The organism is Psychrobacter piscatorii (assembly GCF_043641605.1).
Lineage (GTDB): Bacteria > Pseudomonadota > Gammaproteobacteria > Pseudomonadales > Moraxellaceae > Psychrobacter > Psychrobacter piscatorii_C.
The window spans coordinates 72,765-96,179 of the sequence record NZ_JBHZRK010000006.1; the positions used below are offsets into that span (position 1 = coordinate 72,765).

General features: G+C 45.3%; 17 protein-coding genes. 6 read left to right on the top strand and 11 right to left on the bottom strand.

The window, feature by feature from the left end; translation table 11 throughout:
- The first annotated feature begins 29 nt into the window (after window positions 1-29).
- Window positions 30-965: a LysR substrate-binding domain-containing protein gene (locus ACHUET_RS07325; RefSeq protein WP_394211802.1), complete on the top strand. Its 936-nt coding sequence runs from the start codon at window positions 30-32 to the stop codon at window positions 963-965.
- Between the two features lie 99 nt (window positions 966-1,064).
- On the opposite strand, the gene ACHUET_RS07330 is transcribed toward ACHUET_RS07325, so the two are convergent.
- The gene (locus ACHUET_RS07330) at window positions 1,065-1,526 is read right to left on the bottom strand and encodes a universal stress protein (RefSeq protein WP_058025444.1); all 462 of its coding nucleotides are present in this window, start codon (window positions 1,524-1,526) and stop codon (window positions 1,065-1,067) included.
- Between the two features lie 158 nt (window positions 1,527-1,684).
- Window positions 1,685-2,146, bottom strand: coding sequence for a universal stress protein (locus tag ACHUET_RS07335; RefSeq protein ID WP_394211804.1), 462 nt, complete (start codon window positions 2,144-2,146; stop codon window positions 1,685-1,687).
- Window positions 2,147-2,568: 422 nt separating this feature from the next.
- On the opposite strand from ACHUET_RS07335, the gene ACHUET_RS07340 reads away from it, so the two are divergent.
- Entirely contained in the window at window positions 2,569-5,634 is a 3,066-nt protein-coding gene (locus tag ACHUET_RS07340) for an insulinase family protein (protein ID WP_394211806.1), read from the top strand.
- A gap of 81 nt (window positions 5,635-5,715) precedes the next feature.
- Here the strand turns inward: ACHUET_RS07340 and ACHUET_RS07345 are convergent, their stop codons facing one another.
- From ACHUET_RS07345 to ACHUET_RS07355, 3 genes are all read right to left on the bottom strand, one after another.
- Window positions 5,716-6,279, bottom strand: a complete 564-nt coding sequence (locus ACHUET_RS07345; protein WP_394211807.1) for an NUDIX hydrolase — start codon at window positions 6,277-6,279, stop codon at window positions 5,716-5,718.
- A gap of 259 nt (window positions 6,280-6,538) precedes the next feature.
- Window positions 6,539-7,831 (bottom strand): AGE family epimerase/isomerase, encoded by a 1,293-nt coding sequence (locus ACHUET_RS07350; RefSeq protein ID WP_394211809.1) that lies wholly within the window; start codon window positions 7,829-7,831, stop codon window positions 6,539-6,541.
- The gene (locus tag ACHUET_RS07355; protein WP_394211811.1) at window positions 7,824-8,639 is read right to left on the bottom strand and encodes an SDR family oxidoreductase; all 816 of its coding nucleotides are present in this window, start codon (window positions 8,637-8,639) and stop codon (window positions 7,824-7,826) included. Before ACHUET_RS07355 ends, ACHUET_RS07350 begins: the two co-directional genes overlap by 8 nt.
- 619 nt (window positions 8,640-9,258) lie before the next feature.
- Here ACHUET_RS07355 and ACHUET_RS07360 point away from each other — a divergent pair.
- A complete protein-coding gene (locus ACHUET_RS07360; protein WP_394211812.1) occupies window positions 9,259-9,993 on the top strand; it encodes an NUDIX hydrolase in 735 nt (244 codons plus the stop codon).
- Between the two features lie 10 nt (window positions 9,994-10,003).
- Here the strand turns inward: ACHUET_RS07360 and ACHUET_RS07365 are convergent, their stop codons facing one another.
- Both ACHUET_RS07365 and nhaA read right to left on the bottom strand, forming a co-directional pair.
- Window positions 10,004-11,350: an oxygenase MpaB family protein gene (locus ACHUET_RS07365; protein WP_394211814.1), complete on the bottom strand. Its 1,347-nt coding sequence runs from the start codon at window positions 11,348-11,350 to the stop codon at window positions 10,004-10,006.
- 377 nt (window positions 11,351-11,727) lie between these two features.
- Entirely contained in the window at window positions 11,728-12,930 is a 1,203-nt protein-coding gene (gene nhaA, locus ACHUET_RS07370) for a Na+/H+ antiporter NhaA (RefSeq protein ID WP_201597831.1), read from the bottom strand.
- 499 nt (window positions 12,931-13,429) lie between these two features.
- Here nhaA and ACHUET_RS07375 point away from each other — a divergent pair, with 499 nt between their 5' ends.
- A complete protein-coding gene (locus ACHUET_RS07375; RefSeq protein ID WP_238038848.1) occupies window positions 13,430-14,185 on the top strand; it encodes a TSUP family transporter in 756 nt (251 codons plus the stop codon).
- A gap of 94 nt (window positions 14,186-14,279) precedes the next feature.
- Here ACHUET_RS07375 and ACHUET_RS07380 read toward each other — a convergent pair whose 3' ends face one another.
- The 3 genes from ACHUET_RS07380 to radC all read right to left on the bottom strand — a co-directional run bounded on the left by ACHUET_RS07380 (window position 14,280) and on the right by radC (window position 20,030).
- Window positions 14,280-15,656, bottom strand: coding sequence for a dicarboxylate/amino acid:cation symporter (locus tag ACHUET_RS07380; RefSeq protein ID WP_394211816.1), 1,377 nt, complete (start codon window positions 15,654-15,656; stop codon window positions 14,280-14,282).
- A gap of 492 nt (window positions 15,657-16,148) precedes the next feature.
- Window positions 16,149-19,055: an acyl-CoA dehydrogenase gene (locus tag ACHUET_RS07385; protein ID WP_394211818.1), complete on the bottom strand. Its 2,907-nt coding sequence runs from the start codon at window positions 19,053-19,055 to the stop codon at window positions 16,149-16,151.
- Between the two features lie 291 nt (window positions 19,056-19,346).
- The gene (gene radC, locus ACHUET_RS07390; RefSeq protein WP_394211820.1) at window positions 19,347-20,030 is read right to left on the bottom strand and encodes a RadC family protein; all 684 of its coding nucleotides are present in this window, start codon (window positions 20,028-20,030) and stop codon (window positions 19,347-19,349) included.
- A gap of 127 nt (window positions 20,031-20,157) precedes the next feature.
- Here radC and coaBC point away from each other — a divergent pair, with 127 nt between their 5' ends.
- Together coaBC and ACHUET_RS07400 are read left to right on the top strand one after the other, a co-directional pair.
- Complete coding sequence (coaBC, locus tag ACHUET_RS07395) at window positions 20,158-21,552, top strand: bifunctional phosphopantothenoylcysteine decarboxylase/phosphopantothenate--cysteine ligase CoaBC (RefSeq protein ID WP_394211822.1); 1,395 nt, start codon at window positions 20,158-20,160, stop codon at window positions 21,550-21,552.
- A gap of 42 nt (window positions 21,553-21,594) precedes the next feature.
- Window positions 21,595-22,377, top strand: a complete 783-nt coding sequence (locus ACHUET_RS07400) for a sulfite exporter TauE/SafE family protein (protein WP_371532892.1) — start codon at window positions 21,595-21,597, stop codon at window positions 22,375-22,377.
- Between the two features lie 61 nt (window positions 22,378-22,438).
- Here ACHUET_RS07400 and ACHUET_RS07405 read toward each other — a convergent pair whose 3' ends face one another.
- On the bottom strand, window positions 22,439-23,353 hold the full coding sequence (locus ACHUET_RS07405; protein WP_394211825.1) for a histone deacetylase family protein: 915 nt from the start codon (window positions 23,351-23,353) through the stop codon (window positions 22,439-22,441).
- Window positions 23,354-23,415: the final 62 nt, after the last annotated feature.

Here is a 23,415-nt window from a genome sequence, read left to right on the forward strand (position 1 = left end):
AAAAACTGATATAAGGCATCATCAACATAATGAAAAAATCTGTACAGACATTGCCAAAGATTACACTTAAGCAGCTCGCTGTTTTTGTCAGTATTTATCAGACAGGTAGCACCAGCCGCGCTAGTGAAGAGATGCATTTATCACAGTCGGCGGTCAGTAGCGCACTGACAGAGCTTGAGTCTAGATTACAGATGCCGTTGTTTGAGCGCGTCGGTCGCAGATTGAATCAGCATCCCAACGCCCATCCCATTTACGTACAGGCACAGGCTATCTTAGGTCAGTCGCTCACGCTTGAGCATTATCACCAATATCAGGCGGGGCAGATACATATCGGGGCGAGTACCACGATTGGTAATTACGTGCTGCCATCATTGCTTGGTAAGCTATATGAAGCGCTACCAGATGCCAATATCGATATGTATATTGCCAATACTCAGGAGGTAGTGAGTGAGGTTGAGCAGCTTAATATCGATATTGCTTTAGTAGAAGGGATGCCGCGACCGTTAGATATGAAAGCCATTGAGCTGAGAGAGTGGCGGACAGATACGCTCATGGTATTTGCCAAGCGCGACAGCAAATGGCTAAAGAATGTCGCTACCTATAGCGAAGATGCGGGCTGCTATCAGCTGACTATTAATCAGCTAGCGCAATTGCCGTTATTGGTGCGTGAGGCAGGGTCGGGCACACGGCAGATTATCGATGAGCAACTGCTAAAGTATTTGCCCAATGCCGAGATCGTCAAGGCCATACACCAATCAGAAGCCATCAAACATATGGTGAGTGCAGACATTGGTCTTGGTTGTCTATCGCAGCACGTGATTGAGACAGAATTGGCTACTGGGGAGCTAGTGCAAGTAAGCGTTGCAGGAATCGATCTATCGCGGACATGGTGGCTGGTCTGGCACAAAGCCCGTCATCAAAGCCCCATTTGGCAAACCTTTATAGATATTATCCAACAAGATTAACTGAGACAATGTCAAAATATGAGGAATAAAAAAGCGCCGTATCAATCATGATAGGGCGCTTTTTGTTAACTAATAATTCCATATAGCCAAAGAAAATTGCTACGTCGAAACCGGTTTATCAAGTCTTACTACAAAACTGTCGCAAGGTACGTTAGGCAAGATATTATCTGCTGTCGCGCCACTGATCCATGCGGCAATACCAGTGCGCTTATGGCGACCGATTACCAACAGATCGACGTCGTGTTTATGACAGTAGCTGACAATACCTTCACTGCTAGAGATAGCGGTAGTGACTTCTGACGTTGCCGCATTTAGCTGGTTGCGTTCAAGGAATTGTGCCAGTTTTGCCCGTGCTTCTTGGCAGCGTTCGTCGTCAATTTCATCATATAGGCTAGAGGCGGGTACCAGCTCATAGCCGAAGCCCACCATGGTATCTTTGACAATATGCAGCACAGACAACTTAGAACCAGGACGGTTTTCAACGATGCGCTTGGCCTTTTGCGCGACGATATCCGCATCAGAGAGTAAGTCGGTGACCAGTAAAATATGTTCGTAACTCATAACGTCTTCCTCATGTCAGATAGTATTTACTATAGCACTACTATAGAGCGCTGTTAAGTAATGCTTGTCTATCTTTGCGACATAGACTTTGATATAGAATAAAACTCTAGTGTAGCGCTAACAAATAACAGGTTAACATGAATACTAAGCCAGACCCCTTATTCTGATACTGGCTCATCAAGCTTGACGACTAGGCTGTCGCAAGGGACGTTTGGCAAGATATTATCAGCAGTTGCACCGACTAGCCAAGCAGCAATACCGTGACGTTCATGACGCCCAATAATGAGTAAGTCGACCTTTTTTTCATGACAGTAGTCAACAATGCCTTTACTGTTAGAAATAGCAGCCGTCACCTCAGAGTTGACTGCTTCTAGCTCGTTACGCTCCAGAAACTGCGCCAGCTTAGCACGCGCTTTTTGCCATTTTTCATTATGGACATCGCCTGATAGGCTAGAGGAAGGTACGAGCTCATACCCAAAGCGCACCATATCGTCTTCTACAATATGCAGGACAGACAATCTGGCCTCAGGAGAGCCTGCGAGTATACGTTTGGTTTTTAGAGCAACCTTGTCCGCATCGGATAATAAGTCAGTAACCAGTAAAATATGTTGGTAGCTCATGAGGTGCTCCTATTAGTAGTGAACTTCATGGTAGCAGTGCAAACGGTCTCTGTTAAGTGATATGACCATCATTTGAACGTGGCTTTTGTTGGAATTGTGTTTGGTCATCAAGATATCAATGTTGACTACGCTAATGTTGACTACGCTATAGAGTATTGCCTGATTGCTGACTTGACTTATCAACGACCAAACCCCACTAATAGCGCTAAGCCAATTCTTTTTTAGCCAATATAGTCACTATAAATACCTGCATAATTGAGTTCAAAAGCCAATATCGGGTTTTAGCATTCAGTTTTTTCAGAAATTGTAAGTCAAAATGTTTTAATAGCCATTTTTACGACTGATAGTTCAATAACTTTTACCACTCTATTTACCCTGATAGTCAGGGCACACGATACGCATTGTAAGCGATAAGGATAACTATGACTGATACCCCATTTACTGCTGATCTCACGTTGCATCCAGCATTTGAGCTGCTTGAGCATCGCCATATTGAGGCGCTATCGATGGATGTGCTGATCAGTCAGCATGTGAAGACAGGCGCGATGCATTATCATTTAGCGCACCCGAGTGATGAAAATGCGTTTTTGGTAGGTTTTCGCACCCAGCCGATGGACTCAAAAGGTGAGGCGCATATTTTGGAGCACGTGGCATTGTGTGGTTCCAAAAAGTTCCCAGTACGTGATCCATTCTTTTCGATGATCAAACGCTCATTGAACACGTTTATGAATGCGATGACCGCAGCAGATTGGACGGCGTATCCGTATGCCACGCAAAACAAAAATGACTATTTTAATTTGCTCTCTGTCTACCTTGATGCCTCGTTTTTCCCCAATATTCACCCGCTTGATTTTGCGCAAGAGGGCATCCGCGTAGAGCTGGACGAAAACGACAAGCCACAGTTTAAAGGGATCGTTTTTAACGAGATGAAAGGGGCCATGAGCGGCGAGATCGATCAGCTCTATCATACAGTTGCGCATCACCTATTCCCAACGACCACCTATCACTATAACTCAGGTGGTGATCCTGCCCAGATTCCTGACTTGACGCATACTGAGCTGACGGCCTTTCACGAGAGCCACTATCATCCCTCAAACAGCGTAATCATGAGCTTTGGTAATATTCCTGTTGCCGAGACACAGGCCAAAATACATGAAGATGCCTTGATTCAGTTTGAAGCAGGTAAAAAACACGTCTCGCGCCCAGAGCAGCGTTTGTCTGCGCCCATCAGTGCAGTCGATACGTATACTGCTGATGAGGCAGGTCCCGATCAGACCCATCATGTGGTCGCTTGGTTGCTGCCAGCGATTACCGATCCTAAGCAGCGTTTGGCATTACGTTTGCTCGAAGGCGTACTGATTGAGCACTCGGGCTCGCCACTACGTGCTTATCTTGATAGCCATCCACTGGGCAAAGCACCAAGCCCACTATTGGGATTGGATGACAGTCATTATGAAATGGTCTTTTATACGGGACTGCGCGGCTCTAACCCAGAGCATGCCGAGGCGGTCGAGCAGGGTATTATTGACTTGCTGACCGAAGTGGCAAACTCGCCAGTTGACGACGAGACGATCGAAACCATTCTGCACCAGATTGAAATTGATCAGCGTCACATCGGCGGTGATAGCATTCCTTATGGTCTAAATCTGATGCTAGAAGGCTTTAGTACCGCTATTCATGATGGTAACCCTATCGATGTGTGGGAAGTAGATGAGCATCTACAGTGGTTGCGCGAGCAAGTCGTCGATCCGCAATGGCTACCGAACTTAATCAAAACGCATCTGCTGGACAATCAGCACCGTGTGCGCGTGACAATGACGCCAGATAGCGAAAAATCAGCGCGCCAAGCGGCAGCAGAGCAAGTACGTCTAGATACCATTGAGATGGATCTGACGGCTGATGACAAAGACATCTTGCACAAGCAAGCACTGGATTTGGCTGCACGTCAAGCAGCGCCTGATGATTTGAGTTTATTGCCAAAGGTGGGTCTAGAAGATGTACCAACAGACATCAGCTTCAAAGAAGGCAACCAAAAACAAGTACGTTTAAGCGGGCAAGATAGTACGCTATTTGAGTATGAAGCGGGCACTAATGGTATTTATTACTATCAGGTGATTGTACCGCTCACTGAAGCCATTGGTAATGGCAATGCGGAGGAGCTACCAGTCAATGATGTGATTAACCATCCACTCTTGCCTATTTATCTGAGTTTGTTGTCTGAGCTAGGCACTGACTCGCTCAGCGCTCATGAAATGCAAGCCAAACAAGCGGCGCATTCTTCGGGCGTGACCGCGCGTATCAGTCAACGTACCCATGTGGATGATAGCCAATCTATCAGCAGCTACTTTGTCGTGGCAACGCGTGCACTCAACCGTAAGCCTGAAGCGATTGATTTGCTCAAAGAAGTGATGGAACACAGTATCTTTACTGAGCATGGCCGTATCAAAGAAATCTTGCAGCAGCGTCAGGCCAGCTGGCAGTCTAATCTGGCAGGTTCTGGTCACTCATATGCAATGCAAACGGCCAGCCGCGGTATGAGTCGTCAAGCGCAGCTAGAATATATACGTAGCGGTCTACCAGCACTCAACGCACTCAAAGCATTCTTGGGGCATGCCAGTACCGATGATGCACAGTGGGATCATTTAGCGACCAGTTTGATGGACTTGCATCAACGTTTGATCAGCTTACCTAAGCATGCCGTCATCATTTGTGAAGCCGAGCAAACGGAACGCTTGAGTGGCCTGATCGTCGATAGTTGGAAAGACAGTCAAGCAGCAACGTCTACTGAGAATGTAATCAACACTGAAGCTAACATTCCAAGTGAGTTTGCAAATCTGCATCTAGACACTGCTCTAAATGGTGAAAAAGACGCAGTCAAAGCATTAGAAAGTGGGACTGCTCTCGATGTGATAGATCTAGCATGGTTAGTGCCAACCAACGTTTATCATAATGCCAGCGCTTATACGGTACCCGCTGCTGACCATCCTGATACTGCCGCATTGATGGTATTAGCGCCTTACCTACGTAATGGCTATTTGCATAGTGCCATTCGTGAGCGCGGCGGTGCCTATGGCGGCGGCGCAGGCTATGACGCCAATGCATGTGCGTTTAAGTTCTTTAGTTACCGCGACCCGCAGTGCGCTGAAACCTTTGAGCATTTTGAGGCCAGTATCGAGTGGATCTTAAACGAGCCACAAACCGATGAGCAATTAGAAGAGGCGATTTTAGGTATTATATCCGGTATGGATAAACCGGGCTCGCCTGCAGGGGAGGCGATTAAGGCGTGCTTTGCCAACTTGCATCATCGCGGTGCTGATTGGCAACGTAAAATGCGCGCCGCTATCCTCGCCGTAACTATTGATGATTTGCAGCGCGTTGCTAAGCAATATTTGCAAGGTCAACAGCATGTGCGTGCCGTATTAGCACCTTATGATAAAGAAGAGACGGTAAAAGGTCTTGGTTTTGAAGTTTGTAGAATTAAGAGCTAAGACAAGTAGGTTTGTTCTTTATTAAAAGTTAAATATAAAAAGCCAAGCATCATGCTTGGCTTTTTTGTATTTAGTATTTGCTTAGTACCGTTTGATACTCAAATCTTTGCCGATTTTGTCTTGATGGATTGGGAATTCTGATAACTCGTTGTACTGCTTACGATCCGCAAAATAGTTTTTTAAGGTAAGGCGAATGGCTTCAAAGGCGAGCGTATCCCATGGAATCTCTTCTTCACTAAATAGTGCACAGTCAAGGCTTTCTGAGCCAATACCGTACGCACCATCTTTTAGATCGGCTAGATAGATAGAATAGATCTGCCCAATATCTGGTAGGTCATAAATGCAGTATAGATGCGGATTCAGTACGATGGCATCAGCTTCTTCATAGCTCTCGCGTGCGGCGCCTTCAGCCATGGTTTCGCCGTTTTCCATAAAACCTGCAGGTATCGTCCATAGGCCATATTGCGGCTCGATCGCTCGGCGGCACAGTAGTACTCTGTCTTCGTGTACGACTAGCGAGCCACAGATAACCTTTGGGTTTTCGTAGTGGATATAGTGACAATTGGGGCACACCAAGCGCGGCATATTATCTGTAGGTGGGATTTTTCGTTCTGCTTTATGACCGCATTGGAGACAATAGCTCATACCAACTACCTTTATTAGTAAATATTGTGTGTCCACTTATCTTAAAAGTTTTTTTGCCACTCTGATGTTTGCTTTTGTATACAGCAGCGATAGTGACAAATACTTTTGAGGATATCCTTTTACTTTTAATGAGAAAAGCTATTTTATTTAATCTTTATGATTACAACGAAAACGCCCTGACAGCATATTTCAATCGCCATCAGAGCGTTCTTATCTTATCGAGTATATCCTACATAGGAATTAGGTTATAAAAATTAGGTCATAGCAATTGGGTTTTTGTTTCGAGCATCTGTGTGCGTAGTCCACCAGCTACCGACGCAGAGATAGGAATCAATGGCGTTACAGTGGCTTGAAAGTCATGATAAAGATCTTCGCGCGTTGGATACACTACCGTACTTAAGTTGCCATCTGCATCCACTTCATGACGCCAACCGCCGTGCTCAAGATCAATCAAAGTACTGGCAATGTAATCCCAAGCTAAGCGGTAGTAATGTTCAAAGCGCGGATTACCCGTACGGCGCGATAGCATTAGCGCGGTATTAGCCATCTCAGCCTGTACCCAGTAAGGACGGTTTGGTATTGAAATCTCATCATCCCAGCCAATGGTATAGACCATGCCGGACTGACCGTCAGGTGCCCAGCCGCGATCGATAGCACTATCAAATAATGCAACGGCATCAGGTAGCAGCCAATCAGGTACGTCATAACCATGGGCAATACAGGCAGACTCAACTTTCAGCAGCAGTCCTGCCCATTCTGCAAAATGACCAGGTGTGAGCCCCCAAGGCCTCAAATCATCAGAAGGTTCATTCGCATCGTAGTCAGGTAACAGATTCCACTTGCTATCAAAATGTTCAGGTAGGCGACCATCGTAAGTACTAGGCATATGATGACCGAAACGCTTGGCTAAGTGTAGTGCGCGGTCTAGCCAACGCGTTTCACCCGTGGCATCTACCAGTGCTAAGCAAGCTTCGGTCGTATGCATGTTGCAATTGGCGCCGCGATAATCTTCAGGATCAGACCAGTCAGCGGCAAAAGAAGGCAGCATCGATTGCTCATCTTCTAGCCAGAAGTGCTCATCGATAATGGTTATTGCCGCTTGCATGAGCTCTGAACCGCGCGGGCGACCAGCAATGCTAGCAGACGCACCAGCAAGCGCGACAAACGCATGCAGATAGGCGTTTTTGCGTGATGGGTTTTCATGAGTTGAAGAAGCATCACTGAACCAACCGCCATGTACCGAGTCGCGTAATGGGCCATCAAGCAACGCATTTATACCATGGTCAGCAAGTGTTGCCGCCCCCGGTATGCCCATTAGTGCCGCTAGCGCATAGCAATGCACCATCCTCGCAGTGATGATGCTCTTTGCAGTGTCATCTACCATGCTCCCATCATGACCGAGAGTAGCAAACCCTGATGGCACGCGCGCTTTGGCATAATGTTCGAGCAAACGTTGCCCTTCAGCGAGCAACCAACGGCGATGAGTACTGCTATCTGCCCAACAGACAGATAGCAAATCAGAGGAATCAGGAGAATCCATGATATCAGCCATTGGTAATCATGCCTCCGTTTATGTGTAAGGTCTGCCCGGTCACAAAGCTACTGTCTTGGCAAGCAAGAAATACATAGGCAGCACCCATCTCACGTGGCTGACCCATACGCCCCATTGGTGAGGACATCGATTCCAAAATATCTTTATCAAAGTCTTTAAATACCAGTTGAATCTCGCTTACCACAGGACCTGGTGCCACTTGATTGACGCGAATACCGCGACTAAGTAGTTGTTGCGATAACGCGCGAGTGTAGCCAACGATAGCGCCTTTGGTCGCGGTGTACGGCACCAATACATCGTTGCCGACATATGCATTAACAGATGTCGTATTAATGATGCTATCGCCTTCTTTCATATGCTCAAGGGCGGCGCGGGTTGCATAAAACATCCCTGCCATATTGACATCGAAATGCTGTTGCCAGTCTTCATCACTGACCTCAGATAAATCATGATACGGCTTTTGCATACCAGCATTATTGACCAGCACATCAATGCCGCCCCATTTAGCCACGACAGCTTCTACAGCCTCTTTGCAACTACTGCTATCTGCCGTATCACCCTGCAATACCAGCGCGTCTGTGCCTTCTGCTTCAATACCTTTACGCGTCTCATTTGCGCTCTCTTCATCAGAGTGATAAAGGATAGCAACTTTGGCGCCTTCACGTGCCATATGAAAAGCCACTGCACGACCAATACCACTGTCACCGCCAGTGATTAAAACGCGCTTATCAGCCAGTTTTCCTGAGCCTTTATAGTTATCATTGATATATTCAGCAGGTGGCATCATGTTGTCGATTTGGTCTGTCATAATCTGTATCCTTCGTTCTTTTGAGGTATTGTTTATTGTTATTACAGCAATCCTATGACGCTGGCATCAGTATTTTTATAATGCTATTTTAGAATGTCCGCCTCATAGTCTTGCTAACAGTCATCATAATACCCAAATGCATTTTTTGAAATATTACTCGGTTAATGTTTGGTAATTTAAAGATGCAGTTATGATGCTTATTATCATGAATAAATACCAAGCAAAAAGGATATCGAGAAAATCTTAATCAATAAAGCGATCGCCGTCTAAGGCAGACGATATGAGACATTGAGTGACTTAAAAAGGTGTGAAGACGCGGCAAAAAATAGGCATTTAGTTGAAAGGCTCACTCGGATAGAGAATCAGTCTGTATAACAAAGCTTATACACAAGCAGTAAGCCGTTTTATGTTTATCCTAGTGGCCGCATATATGTGTAGCAGTCAGCTGATGCATCAATAAATCGCAATTCGTCTAAAACAGCATAAATATGAGATATATCTATAGAAGCGATAATCTGATAAATAAGAAAGGCTGCCATACTAGCGACAGGTTATACTGGTATGCTGGCACTGGTATTTTCATGAGTAATATGAAAATGACCACTCATAGGATTTGATAATGACCGTACCCGAAAATATTGATTTTTTTAATAAGTTTAGCGTTGCTGTCCCAAGCTTTATTCGTCATCCCACACTCAGAAAACTGGCCGAGCGAGTGCAACAGGAGACATTGAATGCGCTTATGAGTCCGGCGATGTACGAGAGTGGCAACACCTCACAAAGTACGCGTATTTTGGACAGCTTATATCAGACGCCCATTGCTGATGCATCAATATTGGTCGCGATCACTCATGAGCGTAAACCAAAAATATTATTGACGCGCCGAGCCGCTCATATGAACAGCCATGCGGGAGAAGTCTCCTGTGCAGGCGGCAAACACGAGATAGGTGATGGCAACAACGTCGTGACCGCGTTACGTGAAGCCTGCGAAGAGACGGCACTGCCACCTAATAAAGTACAATTGCTCGGACAACTACCGATCCAAACGTCCAAAAGCGGTATGAGTGTACGTCCAATTGTCGCACTCATCGCTCCAGGTCTGGTGTTAGTTCCTGAAGTGGGAGAGATATCGCGTATTTTTTGGGCGGATTTAGAGTCGTTAGTTAACCAGCCAACGGTGGAATATGCGGTAGAATATAAAATGCAAGAACAAACCGCGACCATACTGACGCCGAGTTGGCAAGTGGATGGTGAGACAGTATGGGGACTGACAGGGCGCGTCATTGCCAATCTATTAGAAACAGGGTTTGATCGTCAGCTAGAATGGTATTACCGCGTAGAAAACAAACGCTGATAGATATCATCTACTTATAATAATCATCATTTTTCTTGAGCCACCAGTTCATATTGTCTTGGCGTTTGGCACGAAATGCTTCTAACTTTTGGGCGACCGTTGCATTGTGCTGCCGCGCAGTATCAAGGGCAAACAGAATCGGCACGGAAGACAATACACCAAAGCGTATCTTTGATTTTGGTAAAGCTAAGCCGTCACCAATATCATCACCAACCAAGGTGCGCGTCACACTGGCATTGACCATCTCAACAAAGCGTCCACGTCGATTGTCTTCGCCCATTAACTGACGCGGCAGATCATGCAAGGCTTTTGCCAGTGGTTGCCCCATCTTAAAGTCTAGTTGCTGTATCGATAGGTAGGTATACAGCCATTCCCAGCTAGCCGCTTCATCTTTTGGCAGACGCTCTAAATCAACGCCCATCCAGTAGCTGGCAAGATTCCATAAGTGCAAAATACCTTCCGCTTCCTCAGGGCTAATACGGGCGCCGAGGAGTCGTAGGCCGCGCATAATCAATAATGAAAACTGTAAATGGGTGGCAATCATGTCGGTTTGGTTAATCGGCACGCCCCAATAATCGGTATTCCAGCTACCATCAGGATTGTGATGTTGGTCGGCGCTTGGTATCACGCCAGCTGCCGCATTACCTTTGCCTTTGAGCAAGTTTTGCCGTACCAATGTATGAATCTGACGTACTTTGATGGACTGTCGCCAGCCCTCAGAGCCAATCGCCAATACTTGATCGATAGGTTGAGAGTGATTGCGCATGCTCATATCCGATTGTGGATGTTCAGACACCGCCAGGATATAGGCATAGGTACGCATGAGCCGTGGTAGCGCATCGTGCATCAACGCGCCAGTTTGAATGAGTGGTAGTGATAGAGCTGGGATGCTATAACCTGCCATCAGCGCGACATTACGCAATAGCCAAATGAGCATCAGTGGATAGCGTCGATAGGCGACCGCACCGATTTGCGCGAGTTTAGGATCGAACCAATCAGGATGACTGCCAAATTGCTCGGTTAGTGCATTAAAGGAGGCATTGGTTGCGAGATCACTATTTAGATCATTACCGCCGCTGATAATCTGTTGTAGGGGCTTTGCAAAGCGGATATTGTTAACGGCCAAGTCATCTGCGAGTGGATCGCCAATATCGTAGCCGGCGACTATCTCCTCTAGTAGCGCAGGCGAGATAGCAAAATCTTTTGGCAGTAGATATCGCTTAATCCGCTTTAACACTTGCAAATCACTATGGTCATCGATAGCAGTCGTACGCCCATGACGCAAATAAGACGCTGTTGATGGCTGCTGCGTCTTATTGGTGGGGATATTTGCAGTATTGCTGATTTTCTTATCCATATGATCAAACACCTTTATAAGTCAGCTATAAAACAACATTCGTATCGTAAGAGCGATCCATAACCATCACTTATAAGCGTTAATTGATGGAGTCAATGAATCTCGTTGTCTTTGTATCGTACTGATACGAGATTTTAGGTCACGTATTTCATCAGATAAGAACAGCAGTCTTGCACGTGCGTCTTTCACACTGACGATAGGGCAGGCATGATGTATTGGATATTCTCGTCTGCCGACATTACAATTATTGTGAATGCGACAGCTGGTTCATTAACAATAAGCAACCTTGGCTAAATACCTATTTTTCATTAAAAGGTTTTGCAGATAATAAAAAGCGACTTATAAGCTAATAGGCTCATAAGTCGCTCGTTTTGCTATTAATGAGAGCGAGTCAAATCGACCGATGTGCCGCTGACATTATCTTTCAAGCTCACTTTGAGCATGATGTAACCTGCGATACCAGAAACGATAGAACCCATGATGATACCCAAGCGCTCATCAAACATAGTGGTATCGCCAGCGAACGCCAAGCCACCAATAAATAAGCTCATGGTAAAACCAACACCGCACAATAGCGCTGCGCCGTAGATTTGCTTATAGTTCATACCTTTTGGCATGGTTGAGATACCAAGCTTAAAGATTAACCAGCACATAATCATAACGCCCAACTGCTTACCGATAAACAGACCTGCGGCAATACCTAGTGGTACTGAATGGAACAATTCGGCAAGACCTGCGCCTTCGAGTGAGATACCCGAGTTGGCAAAAGCGAATATTGGCAAAATACCAAAGGCAACGGTGTTATGTAAATCATGCTCTAGCTCTTCAAGCGGAGAGTGCTCAGGGTCAGTGCGGTCAAACATAGGGATAAATAGTGCTAAGACCACACCAGCCAATGTTGCATGGATACCCGATTTGAGCACTGCAATCCACATGATAATACCAATAAGTAGGTAAGGCGTGATGCTAGTGACGTTACGTCGATTAAGAAGGTACAAGAATGGCAGACATAGGCCAGCCAAAGCTAACGACTCTAATGATAAATCGCTGGTATAAAACAGAGCGATAATCAAAATCGCACCGATATCATCAAAGATAGCAATAGAGACCAAAAAGACTTTTAGAGAGTTGGGTACACGGTTGCCAAGAAGGCTCAAAATACCAAGCGCAAAGGCAATATCCGTTGCCGCAGGAATGGCCCAACCTTTCCAAAACTCAGGCTCATTGTAGTTAAAGAGTAGATAAACAATCGCAGGCATGATCATACCACCCAGTGCTGCACCAGCTGGCAAGATAATCTGCTTGACGTTAGACAACTCACCAATCAATACTTCACGCTTGAGCTCAAGCCCGACCAAGAAAAAGAAAACAGCCATTAGACCGTCATTGATCCAATGGTGAGCATCTTTGGCAATCGCAAACTCACCAATTTGAATGGCAACTGGTGCGTGAATAAAACCTTCGTACCAAACATTAAGAGGGGAGTTGGCAATGATCATTGCAGCAACGGCAGCCAATGCTAAGACGATACCGCCCGCTGCCTCAAATTCAAAAAATGCCTTAATCCTTCGTATTGCCATATTATCCTCATCTCCTAAGTACAATTTACTAAATAATCTCAAATATCCACGTTACTATTCATGACGATATAGCAAGCAGATAAAAACAGTTTCTCACACTCTTATTAATATAGACAACAAAATACGCTGAAATAACGCCATTAGCCCATTATATCGTCTCAATGACAGGGACATTATAAAGGCGATGTGATGAGCAAAATAGTTGTAAGTCGTTAAATCTTTTTAACAAACTGTCCGTTATATGAGAGATTTGGAACACTGTTGGCTAAATCTAGCAGACTTTGTGACGTTTTTGGCTTTTTTTGCGGTTTTATATCTATAATGATCGACGCATTATGACGTTATCTCATGTCTTAAGAAGTTTTCAGGGAATTTATCGTCTTATCACTACTATTATCAATAATAGCTATTACCAACGATAGTAGTGTCATTAGTAAGTTTTTAGCCTAGTATCTGAGGCTTCCTTTTCTCTTATCACCATATTTTGTAGGTCAGCATTATGGACTTAACCTTCTCACTAGAGATTATTTTGATGCTTACGGCTGTCGCAGCATTGGCAGGATTTATTGATGCGATTGCTGGCGGCGGCGGTCTGTTGACCATACCTGCCATGCTACTGGCCAATATCCCGCCAGTGCTCACGCTCGGCACCAATAAGCTACAAGCTGCTTCTGGCGCATTGGCCGCATCCATTACTATGATAAAAAAGGGCGTCGTCAAACCGCAGCGTATTAAAGTGGCTATTATTGCCGCGTTTATCGGATCAGTCTTGGGTACCATTGCGGTGCAGATGTCGCCGCCAGATTTGCTCGAAAAACTGATTCCTTTTTTGATTGCCGCTATCGGTATTTATACCTTATTTGCCCCTAGGCTTGGTGAGGTAGAGGCCGCTCCCCGCATATCAGAGGGTAAGTGGCAAAAAGGAGTAGCACCTTTGATTGGTTTTTATGATGGGTATATTGGTCCCGGCACAGGGATGTTTTTTGCGCTGGGTAATGTGGCATTGCGTGGTCGTCAGATTATTGAAGCGACAGGCACCGCAAAAGTGTTGAACTTATCAACCAATATTGGCTCATTAATATTCTTTATCTTGGGTGGCAATGTACTGTGGAAAGTGGGGTTAGCAATGATGGTGGGACAAACCATCGGTGCCTATTTTGGTTCACATATGGTTGTCAAAGGCGGTAGTAAGCTGATTCGTCCGATGATTGTACTGGTGTGTTTGGCAATGTTGACCAAATACGTTTTTGGCTAATGAGAGTAACCACACTCATGATCTACCTCAAAAAAAACCTCAGCCAATGTGACTGAGGTTTTTTATTTTATAAAGGTCTATCTAGCAGAGGTGATTAGTGGCGACGATCAACGTCATCGTACTCACTACCCATGATGCCATCATTCATGACTTTAGAGAATTCACGCTCGTTGTCTTCATCGATATGACCGTCAAAGACGTCTTTGGCACCAGCATTAGGATCGTTATAGATAGCAAGATCCATTTTGCCTTCTGATTTTGCCACGATAGCGGTCACTGCTGCATCACCACCAACGTTGACAGCAGTACGTAGCATATCTAGGATACGATCCACACCTAGGATCAGACCAATACCTTCGATTGGTAAGCCAACTTGAGCAAATACCATAGATAGCATGATCAGACCGACACCAGGTACACCAGCCGTACCGACAGAGGCCAGTACTGACATCAAGATAACGGTTAGATATTCGGTCACGCCCAGATCAATACCATAAATATTGGCAATAAAAATGGTCGCTGTCCCTTGCATGATGGCTGTACCATCCATGTTGATGGTGGCACCAAAAGGAACAGTAAACGAAGCCACTGAGTTATTCACACCCATACGTTTGGTAACGGTACGCAAGGTAATCGGAATGGTCGCGTTTGAGCTTGACGTACTAAACGCAAAGATTTGTACTTCGCGCATTTTGGCCAAAAAGGTCTTGATAGATAGGCCTGAAGAGACTTTTAGTACAATCATCATAGTAATGAAGAAATGGAAGGCCAAAGACCCAACCAATACTGCCATATAGCTTAGTAGTGACAAAATTAATTCAAAGCCTAGCTCAGACATGGCCTTGGCTAATAGCGCAAATACACCATAAGGGGCTAGGTTCATAATGATGGTCACCATCTTTAGGATGACTTCATTGATAAGCTCTAGACTTTGAACCAAGCCTTTGGCAGGTTTACCCACCATCAAAATACTGATACCGATTAGAATGGCAAAGAAAATAATCGATAGCATGTCGCCATTTGCCATCGCACTGATGGGATTTGATGGGATAATGTTTGAGAACACATCGAGCAGTGGCGGCGCTGATGCGGCTTCAAACGTGGCTTCAGATTCGATGTTCATGCCTTTACCGATACCAAATAGCACACCCAATCCAATCGCCGTTGCAATAGCAAGCGCGGTTGTCATCATATAGATCATAAACGTTTTGGTACCAATACGTCCTAGCAGACGGATATCACCAATGCCACACACACCACAAATCAGTGAGATAAGTACTAAAGGTACGACCAACATTTTTAATGAGTTAACAAATAGCTTACCGATAATAGCAAAAGCACCATTTGTGATGTAAGTATTAACGAAGCTGCCTTCGCCATTTAATCCTGAGTAGTTTAAAAATAGACCCAGTATGATACCGAGCACCATGGCAACGATAATCTTGCCTGTCAGTCCCATATTTTTCCACATATCCATATCCTTTGTGTGCATAACAGCGCTATAGTCAGCGTCACCCAAATCTATGTGACCGTGTTTGCCAATCTAACTATAATGCGTGTTATGACTATTAAGTTCTTGTGATTGTCGCTTGATGTCACATTTTCGAGGACAATATAAAAGAATAGTTAAGGGCACTGCAAGATTTTTTTTATCATTTTATTCTGAGAGAACAATCCCTGTCACAACTATGTGCCCATAAAATAGTGATTATTTATTGTAAACGGTTTGTTTCTGATATGAAACAATATATTCATGAAAGAGTTTTTAGGGTAAATGGATATATCAAACTATTGATATTAAACCAGTGTTATCACTTTGATGTCATAAAATACGTTTACATTTTGGCAACCCCAAAAAAAACCAGACTGTCATGTGTGAACAGTCTGGCTTTTGAAGTTTTATATTTATCGTCATGAATAATCACGACACTCATGAGTTTACGCGTTTGAATTGACCTTTTAGTTATACCTTGTCATCTTCTTCGCGTTCGCGCGGCAGATGCGTCTGATCATCTGAGGTTTTAAGGTGTTTATCACTTGCGCTTTCGTCGATCTCATCAGGTGGAGCAATGTGGCGACTGTGGTTGTTACTCATACGCTCATTGAGGTGTGACTCTGCATCACGGTAACGATGATCAAGCGCTTCGGCTTCAGGATTTGATTTCTCAAAATTCGCCTGTGACTTGATTTCTTTCACAGTATCTTGCTCACTGACCATTTCTACATCACCATCGCTCTCATAGCCGTGATTGGGATTGGCATCACCAGTCTGTGGTTCTGTATTTGTCGTATCATTTAACGCATGCGTGACTGGCATCTCACTGTCAGTCGATACGCTACTTTTGTCTTTTGCTTCTTTTTTTAGCGCTGCATAATTTGTTAGTTGATTGACAGCGTTTTCAAGCGTATGTGGATTATCACGCTCTTGAGCTTCTGATAGGTGCTTATCAAATACATCGGTCAATAATGAATCAAAGCGCATGGCATTGTATTGAATCAGCACTTCTGCCTCTTCTTCAGTAATACCGCCGTTTTGGCTCGCATGTACCACATGGTCTTCAAAGGTCAGGCCTTCAAAGCTGTCCTGATGTTCTGCCTTTTTGAACTTCTGCCACAGTGGTTCGATCTCAACCAAGGTCTGATAAGCATGCTCCATACGGCCTGTCACATCATCTGGGTCGGTATTGTAATAAACCATGGTTTTGAGATAATCGCGGAATGGGTTGGCAGCAAAATCATCCATAAAGGTATCACCCAGCTGACGTTTTAGCTCATCGCTTGCTGGCGTAAAGATACGTCCACTAGGGAAAGTCACAAAGCTCACCACATTGGCGGCCATGCGATTAGGGAAGTTGGCAAAGAAGGATACAAAGGCTTCTTGAATCGTGTATAAGCTGTTTTGTAGCGCCACTTCAGCATGTAAACGCTCAGCCTCTGATTTACTACCATGCTCATAAAATTGCAAAATAGCCGTCGCGATAAATAAGTGGCTATGAATATCCGCTAAGCGACCAGACAGCATCTCTTTACGTTTTAGATCCCCTGCTAGCAGTCCTAACGCCATATCCGCAGTCAATGCAAAGCCAGCACTGAGGCGGTTGATATGCTTGTAATAAGGACGAGTAAAGGCATCAGCAAAACGTGGCGCATTATCACTACCACCGACGTAACCTGCAACAAATGCTTTTGCACCGCGGTTGAAGGTATAGCCTAAATGCTTAAAGAAAAGCGTGTCGAATTTTTCAGTCGCCGCTTTTTTATCTTCACTCTGTAGCAGTTGCAGCTCATCGAATAGATAAGGGTGACAACGCATCGCGCCTTGACCAAAAATCATCAGCGAGCGGGTTAAAATATTGGCACCCTCAACAGTGATAGATACAGGAATTGCTTTATAAGGTATCGCTAAGAAGTTACGTGGGCCCATCTGTACGGCACGACCACCAACGACATCCATACCGTCGTTAACCACACTACGCATGGTTTCGGTCGCATAATATTTTGCCATTGCAGTCATTACTGATGGCGTACCACCTTGGTTTAACCCGCAAGTCACCAAATGACGGAACGCCTCTAACATATAAGTGTTACTTGCCATGCGGCTGGTGGCGTCCTGTACACCTTCAAACTTACCGACTGATATTTTGAACTGCTCACGAACTTTCGCAAACGCGCCGACAGACAGATAGGTCATTTCACTGGCTGAGGTCGATAGAGCAGGCAAGGAGATACCGCGTCCAACGCCCAAGCACTCCATCAGCATACGCCAGCCGCGACCAGCATTTTCGACACCGCCAATGATGTAATCTAGTGGGATAAAGACATCTTTGCCATCGACCGTACCATTCATAAATGGCGAGCCAATTGGGTTGTGACGTGGACCCGTGACCACCCCTTCATGATTGGCGGGGATCAGTGCACAGGTGATACCGTAATCGGTTTTGTCCGGATCACCAAGCAGCCCTTCAGGATCATGCATCTTGAAAGCCAAACCCACGACAGTAGCGATAGGGGCTAACGTAATCCAGCGTTTGGAGAAGTTCATACGCAGACCAAGTACCTGCTCGCCCTCATGCGTGCCATAACAGACCACGCCTGTGTCGGGGATCGCACCTGCATCAGAGCCTGCCTCAGGTCCGGTCAAACCGAAACAGGGTACTTCATCACCTTTGGCGAGACCGGGCAGCCAGCGCTGTTTTTGCTCGTCCGTGCCATAGTGCATTAGTAGCTCACCAGGACCGAGCGAATTGGGTACCATACAGGTCACCGCAGCAGTCGGTGAGCGCGACGCGATTTTACTCATCACGCGGCTTTGCGCGTAAGAGCTAAATTCTAGACCACCAAACTCTTTTGGAATAATTAAACCTAAAAAGCCATTACTTTTGATAAATTGCCACGCTTCAGGTGATAGCTCTTTGTCTTTATGCTGGATTTGCCATTCATCGAGCATGGCGCATAACGTTTCTACTTCGTTATCAATGAAGCTTTGCTCTTCTTCTGATAGCTGCGGATAAGGATAATTAGCAAAAGCTTCCCAATTTGGGGCACCCATAAATAGCTCTTTTTCCCACCAGCTAGTACCAGCATCGAGTGCTTCACGCTCCGTATCACTCATACTTGGCATCGCACCGCCTAACGCTTCGTAGACCGGTTTTGTAATCAAAGATTGACGGATAGGTGTGATGAGTAAAACCAAGCAAAGCAATGCGATCGGCACGCCCAATATCAGAGACAGTGGACTGATAATTGCGGTAACAATGACGGTAATCAGGGCAACGATGCTGCCCGTAACCCGTGACAAGGACAACAAAAAGATGGCCAAGACCACGGCTAATTGAATGATGACTGCCAAAATAAACAAGCCAATTGCCATGACTATCTCCTGTGGAATACTGAATAAAAAGCGTGAAAAATATAAAAGATAAGAAACGTCTGAATAACGATAATTATTGTTTTGTCTTATGTCATTGTAATCGATACATCGATAATAAAAATATATATAAGCAAACTATAAGACTACTTACTAATATGAAACAGTTGTCGATGACTATCAAGAGCCAAAATGCTACGCTCTGTCGATAATATGTATCAGGTATCATGCCCAATAGACTCTAATGAAGAGCAGCTCAAATTTGCTGATCAGTTAAGCGATCAGCGTTATGAACTAACTAAAAGGCGCAAGGCAGCTTTCGGCATAAGATAAGGTATCGTTACGTCCAACGATTATGTGATCAACAAGTGAGAGGTCTAATAGGTCACACGCTTTTTTTAGCTCATAGGTCAATACATTGTCTGCTGTTGATGGCTTGGCATCGGTATGAGGATGGTTGTGTGCGATGATAAGTTGGCTAGCCGCGTGGCTTAGTGCGTGCCGTAGTACATGCTTGATACAGACAGAACACGATGAGATACCGCCGGTGAAAAGTATCTCAAAGTTCAAAAGGTTCAACGCATTGTCCAGACAGAGGACAGCAAATACTTCACGATGCTCACCGCGTAACTGGGTGCTGATATAATCTTTGACCACTTGCGAGCGCCCAAGCGCTTGCCCCGTTTTTAGCTTACTATCCAGATAACGTGTGCCCATCTCTAGCGATGCCAATATCTGAGCGTACTTCGCGGGGCCGATACCATGGCAAGCAAGAACGGTTTGTTGCGGTGCGGCAAGCAACTCAGCTAGACTGCCAAACTGATCAATCAAATGACGCGCGAGCTCAATCGCTGACTGTGACTGCGTACCCGTACGCAAAAATATGGCCAGTATCTCCGCATCAGACAAATGAGCGGCACCGAATTTCAATAATTTTTCGCGTGGTCTGTCATCCTCATGCCAGTCTTTAATCGCCATTGCCATTCCTTAAGAATAAATTGCTACTTGTTATCTGAGGTAAATACGGAAAATTTTACCCAATTTATCTCATAGTTGTTACTATAAGCGCAATTTTATCTTTTCACTTTTTTATGATGCCACGCTTATGTCCAATATTGTGCTTGCTATTACCGGCGGTATCGCCGCTTATAAATCTGCTATATTTGCCCGCTTGTTAATTAAGGCAGGCTTTGATGTGCGCGTCATTATGACGACAGGCGCACAAGCATTTATCACACCGCTGACTCTGCAAGCGTTGACGGGTAACGAGGTGCATGTCTCATTACTCGATGAGCAGGCAGAAGCGGGGATGGGACACATTGAGCTGGCTAAATGGGCGGATCTAATTGTCATCGCCCCTGCGTCCGCCAATACACTCGCACGTCTGGCTATGGGAATGGCTGATGACTTATTGACCACAGTGTGCCTTGCCACAACAGCGCCAGTTATTATCGCTCCTGCCATGAATCAGCAGATGTGGGCGCATCCTGCGGTGAATCTGAATGTACAAACCCTGCGTGATATGAACTATCAGATTATCCAGCCAGCCAGCGGTGAGCAAGCGTGTGGTGACGTGGGCGCAGGGCGGCTGCCTGAGCCTGAGCAGTTGTTAGCTGAAGTGCTGTTGTTTCAAGCGATGAACACGACGCCGCAATTATTAGCAGGCAAAAGAGTGGTTATTACCGCAGGACCTACAGTAGAAGCGATCGATCCTGTGCGCTATTTGTCTAACCATTCTTCAGGAAAAATGGGCTTTGCCTTAGCGCGCGCTTGTGTGGCAGCTGGCGCAGAGGTGATCCTAATCGCTGGTGGAAAAGTGGCATTGCCTACGCCGCTTAATGTCACACGAATTGATGTGCTGTCTGCTAAAGATATGCTAATCGCTGCCCAGCAATGTGTGGATGGCACGCATAGCGAGCTTCAACTGGATTTTGAAGATGAGCATGACCATTCTCATGAGCACGCACATGAACACGCACATGGACATATTCATTCTCACACCCATGACCATCATGGCGATTGTGGTTGCGGTGATGAGCATGAACTACCGCAGGCTTATACTGAACACCAATTCGTAAAGGCAGATATTTTTATCGCGACCGCCGCAGTAGCAGATTATCGTACTGAGGAAGCCGCACCGCAAAAAATTAAAAAGACGCAAGATGCTATGAATCTCAGCTTGGTTAAAAATCCTGATATTTTAGCGACAATCTCTCTTGCTCATCCAGAATTATTTGTCGTTGGCTTTGCCGCAGAAACACAGGATGTCGAGCGTTATGCGCGTGGTAAGCTCGCCGCAAAAGCGCTAGATATGATTGCTTGTAACGATGTCTCACGGACAGATATTGGTTTTGCTAGTGACGATAATGCCATGCAGGTATTTTTCTCTGAGCGCTATGAGCGTGATGCAATAGCGTTAGACAAAACCAGTAAAGACAAAATCGCTGAGCAGTTAGCCAGTATTATTGGTGAAACAATCGCTCAACGTCAAAACAGCTAGTGGTATAAATATAGGCGCTGAGCCTCAAATGGTATAAATAATATGACCAACATAGCTGGTAACGATAGCACTCAGATGCTAGTGCTGACGCTCATTTTTGCGCTGGCATCGCTGCTACACGGTATTAGCGGACTTGGTGCAACGCTCGTGACGACTACTGCGCTTGCTAGCATGTACCCATTGCCACACGCCATTGTATTGGTGATCTTCCCCTCGCTAGTGGTCAATGTCATGACTTGGCTAGCAGGTGGTGAGCGCACCATTTGGCAAAACTTTATCTACTATGGCAGACGCTATTGGCTGCTTGCGCTTACTAGCTTACTAGGCAGTATTCTAGGTGCGAAGCTACTGCTATGGGTCGATAGCGCTTATATCCTTTTATTGTTGGCGGCGGTTATTGCCTTTTATGTTGGGAGTAGCTTACTCGGTAAACAAATTCGTCTACCAGATACAAAGCCCATGTTGATAGCCGTTGGTTTTGGTGCAGGCGTCATTGGTGGCTCAACCAATGCGATGTCGACTATCCTGATGATGTATTTGCTCTCTGCAAGTGACGATAAAAACACCATCGCCAAAGTGGGTAACATGTGCTATTTCTTAGGAAAGATCGCACAAATTATTGTACTGCGTGAGCCTATTATGGCATTGAGTAGCGGTGAGTGGCAGCTGATTGCCTTGCTCAGTGTGATATCTATTGTTACGCTTTTAGTCGGGATTCGTCTACGTCGTTATTTGCCACAAGCCCGCTTTCGTCAGCTTATTTTATTGATTCTAATCGTGCTTGGAGTGCGCGTGGGCTGGCAAGGGGTGACCGCATTATTATAATCAAGGTTGCCAGAACGATTTCGACTCTAAAATCACTCTTATCTTCTGAGTGAATTTAGTATTAAACCATTTCACCAAAATAAATCTGCTGTGCCACTCGAAACGTATTGCAGTGCGCTTCGACCACATCTTCGATATTTTCTGAATAGCCGCCGCCCATGACGATGGCTATTGGGATATTGGCTGATTTTGCTTGATGCAATACGTACTCGTCACGCGCCTTACATCCTGCTTGGGTCAGTCCAAGTTTGCCGAGCTTATCGGTAGCCAGTACATCGACAGCAGATTGATAAAAAATCATATCGGGCGCAACCTCAGAGATTAACCGTGGGAGTGTGTCTTTTAATATCTCTAAATATTCGTCATCACCAGCATCGTTTTCCAATTCAATATCTAGGTCTGATACTTGCTTGCGAAACGGATAATTCTTGGCGCCATGCATGCTAAAGACAAAAACGCGTGGCTCGCCCTTCATGATGCTGGCATTGCCATTGCCTTGATGAACATCCAAATCCACAATCAAAATTTTCTTCGCTTGTCCGCGATTTAATAATAAATTGCTAGCGATACAGACATCATTGAACACACAAAACCCCTCGCCATGATCGGCAAAAGAATGATGGGTGCCGCCTGCAACATTCATGGCGACACCATATTGCTGAGCATATAGCGCGCACTCATAGGTTGCATGGGCGATATAACGACCGCGCTCCACCAACTGCGGTGTCATCTCAAACCCAATTGCTCGAGCGGCTTTGCGTGGTAGTGTTTGGGTTTTGAGCTGATACCAGTACTCTGCTGTATGAGTGGTCAAAATCTCCTCTTCGCTTAAGCAGGCAGGGGCAAAAAAATTATCTTGACTGATCGTGCCCTCACTCAATAAGCGCTCCGGAATCAAGATGTATTTTTGCATGGGAAAGCGGTGCTTTTCGGGCACAGAGTAACGAAAGACGTCAGAGTAGGCAATTTTTAGCATAAGAATTCTAGCTTAATATTGATGGTTTTTTGGATATGCAAATAGATAGATGAGCGACCGCT

Bases quoted from the DNA above. Each gene is read 5' to 3' on its own strand.
- ACHUET_RS07325 (WP_394211802.1), top strand. From the start codon at position 30: ATGAAAAAATCTGTACAGACATTGCCAAAGATTACACTTAAGCAGCTC.
- ACHUET_RS07330 (WP_058025444.1), bottom strand. From the start codon at position 1,526: ATGAGTTACGAACATATTTTACTGGTCACCGACTTACTCTCTGATGCG.
- ACHUET_RS07335 (WP_394211804.1), bottom strand. From the start codon at position 2,146: ATGAGCTACCAACATATTTTACTGGTTACTGACTTATTATCCGATGCG.
- ACHUET_RS07340 (WP_394211806.1), top strand. From the start codon at position 2,569: ATGACTGATACCCCATTTACTGCTGATCTCACGTTGCATCCAGCATTT.
- ACHUET_RS07345 (WP_394211807.1), bottom strand. From the start codon at position 6,279: ATGAGCTATTGTCTCCAATGCGGTCATAAAGCAGAACGAAAAATCCCA.
- ACHUET_RS07350 (WP_394211809.1), bottom strand. From the start codon at position 7,831: ATGGCTGATATCATGGATTCTCCTGATTCCTCTGATTTGCTATCTGTC.
- ACHUET_RS07355 (WP_394211811.1), bottom strand. From the start codon at position 8,639: ATGACAGACCAAATCGACAACATGATGCCACCTGCTGAATATATCAAT.
- ACHUET_RS07360 (WP_394211812.1), top strand. From the start codon at position 9,259: ATGACCGTACCCGAAAATATTGATTTTTTTAATAAGTTTAGCGTTGCT.
- ACHUET_RS07365 (WP_394211814.1), bottom strand. From the start codon at position 11,350: ATGGATAAGAAAATCAGCAATACTGCAAATATCCCCACCAATAAGACG.
- nhaA (WP_201597831.1), bottom strand. From the start codon at position 12,930: ATGGCAATACGAAGGATTAAGGCATTTTTTGAATTTGAGGCAGCGGGC.
- ACHUET_RS07375 (WP_238038848.1), top strand. From the start codon at position 13,430: ATGGACTTAACCTTCTCACTAGAGATTATTTTGATGCTTACGGCTGTC.
- ACHUET_RS07380 (WP_394211816.1), bottom strand. From the start codon at position 15,656: ATGTGGAAAAATATGGGACTGACAGGCAAGATTATCGTTGCCATGGTG.
- ACHUET_RS07385 (WP_394211818.1), bottom strand. From the start codon at position 19,055: ATGGCAATTGGCTTGTTTATTTTGGCAGTCATCATTCAATTAGCCGTG.
- radC (WP_394211820.1), bottom strand. From the start codon at position 20,030: ATGGCGATTAAAGACTGGCATGAGGATGACAGACCACGCGAAAAATTA.
- coaBC (WP_394211822.1), top strand. From the start codon at position 20,158: ATGTCCAATATTGTGCTTGCTATTACCGGCGGTATCGCCGCTTATAAA.
- ACHUET_RS07400 (WP_371532892.1), top strand. From the start codon at position 21,595: ATGACCAACATAGCTGGTAACGATAGCACTCAGATGCTAGTGCTGACG.
- ACHUET_RS07405 (WP_394211825.1), bottom strand. From the start codon at position 23,353: ATGCTAAAAATTGCCTACTCTGACGTCTTTCGTTACTCTGTGCCCGAA.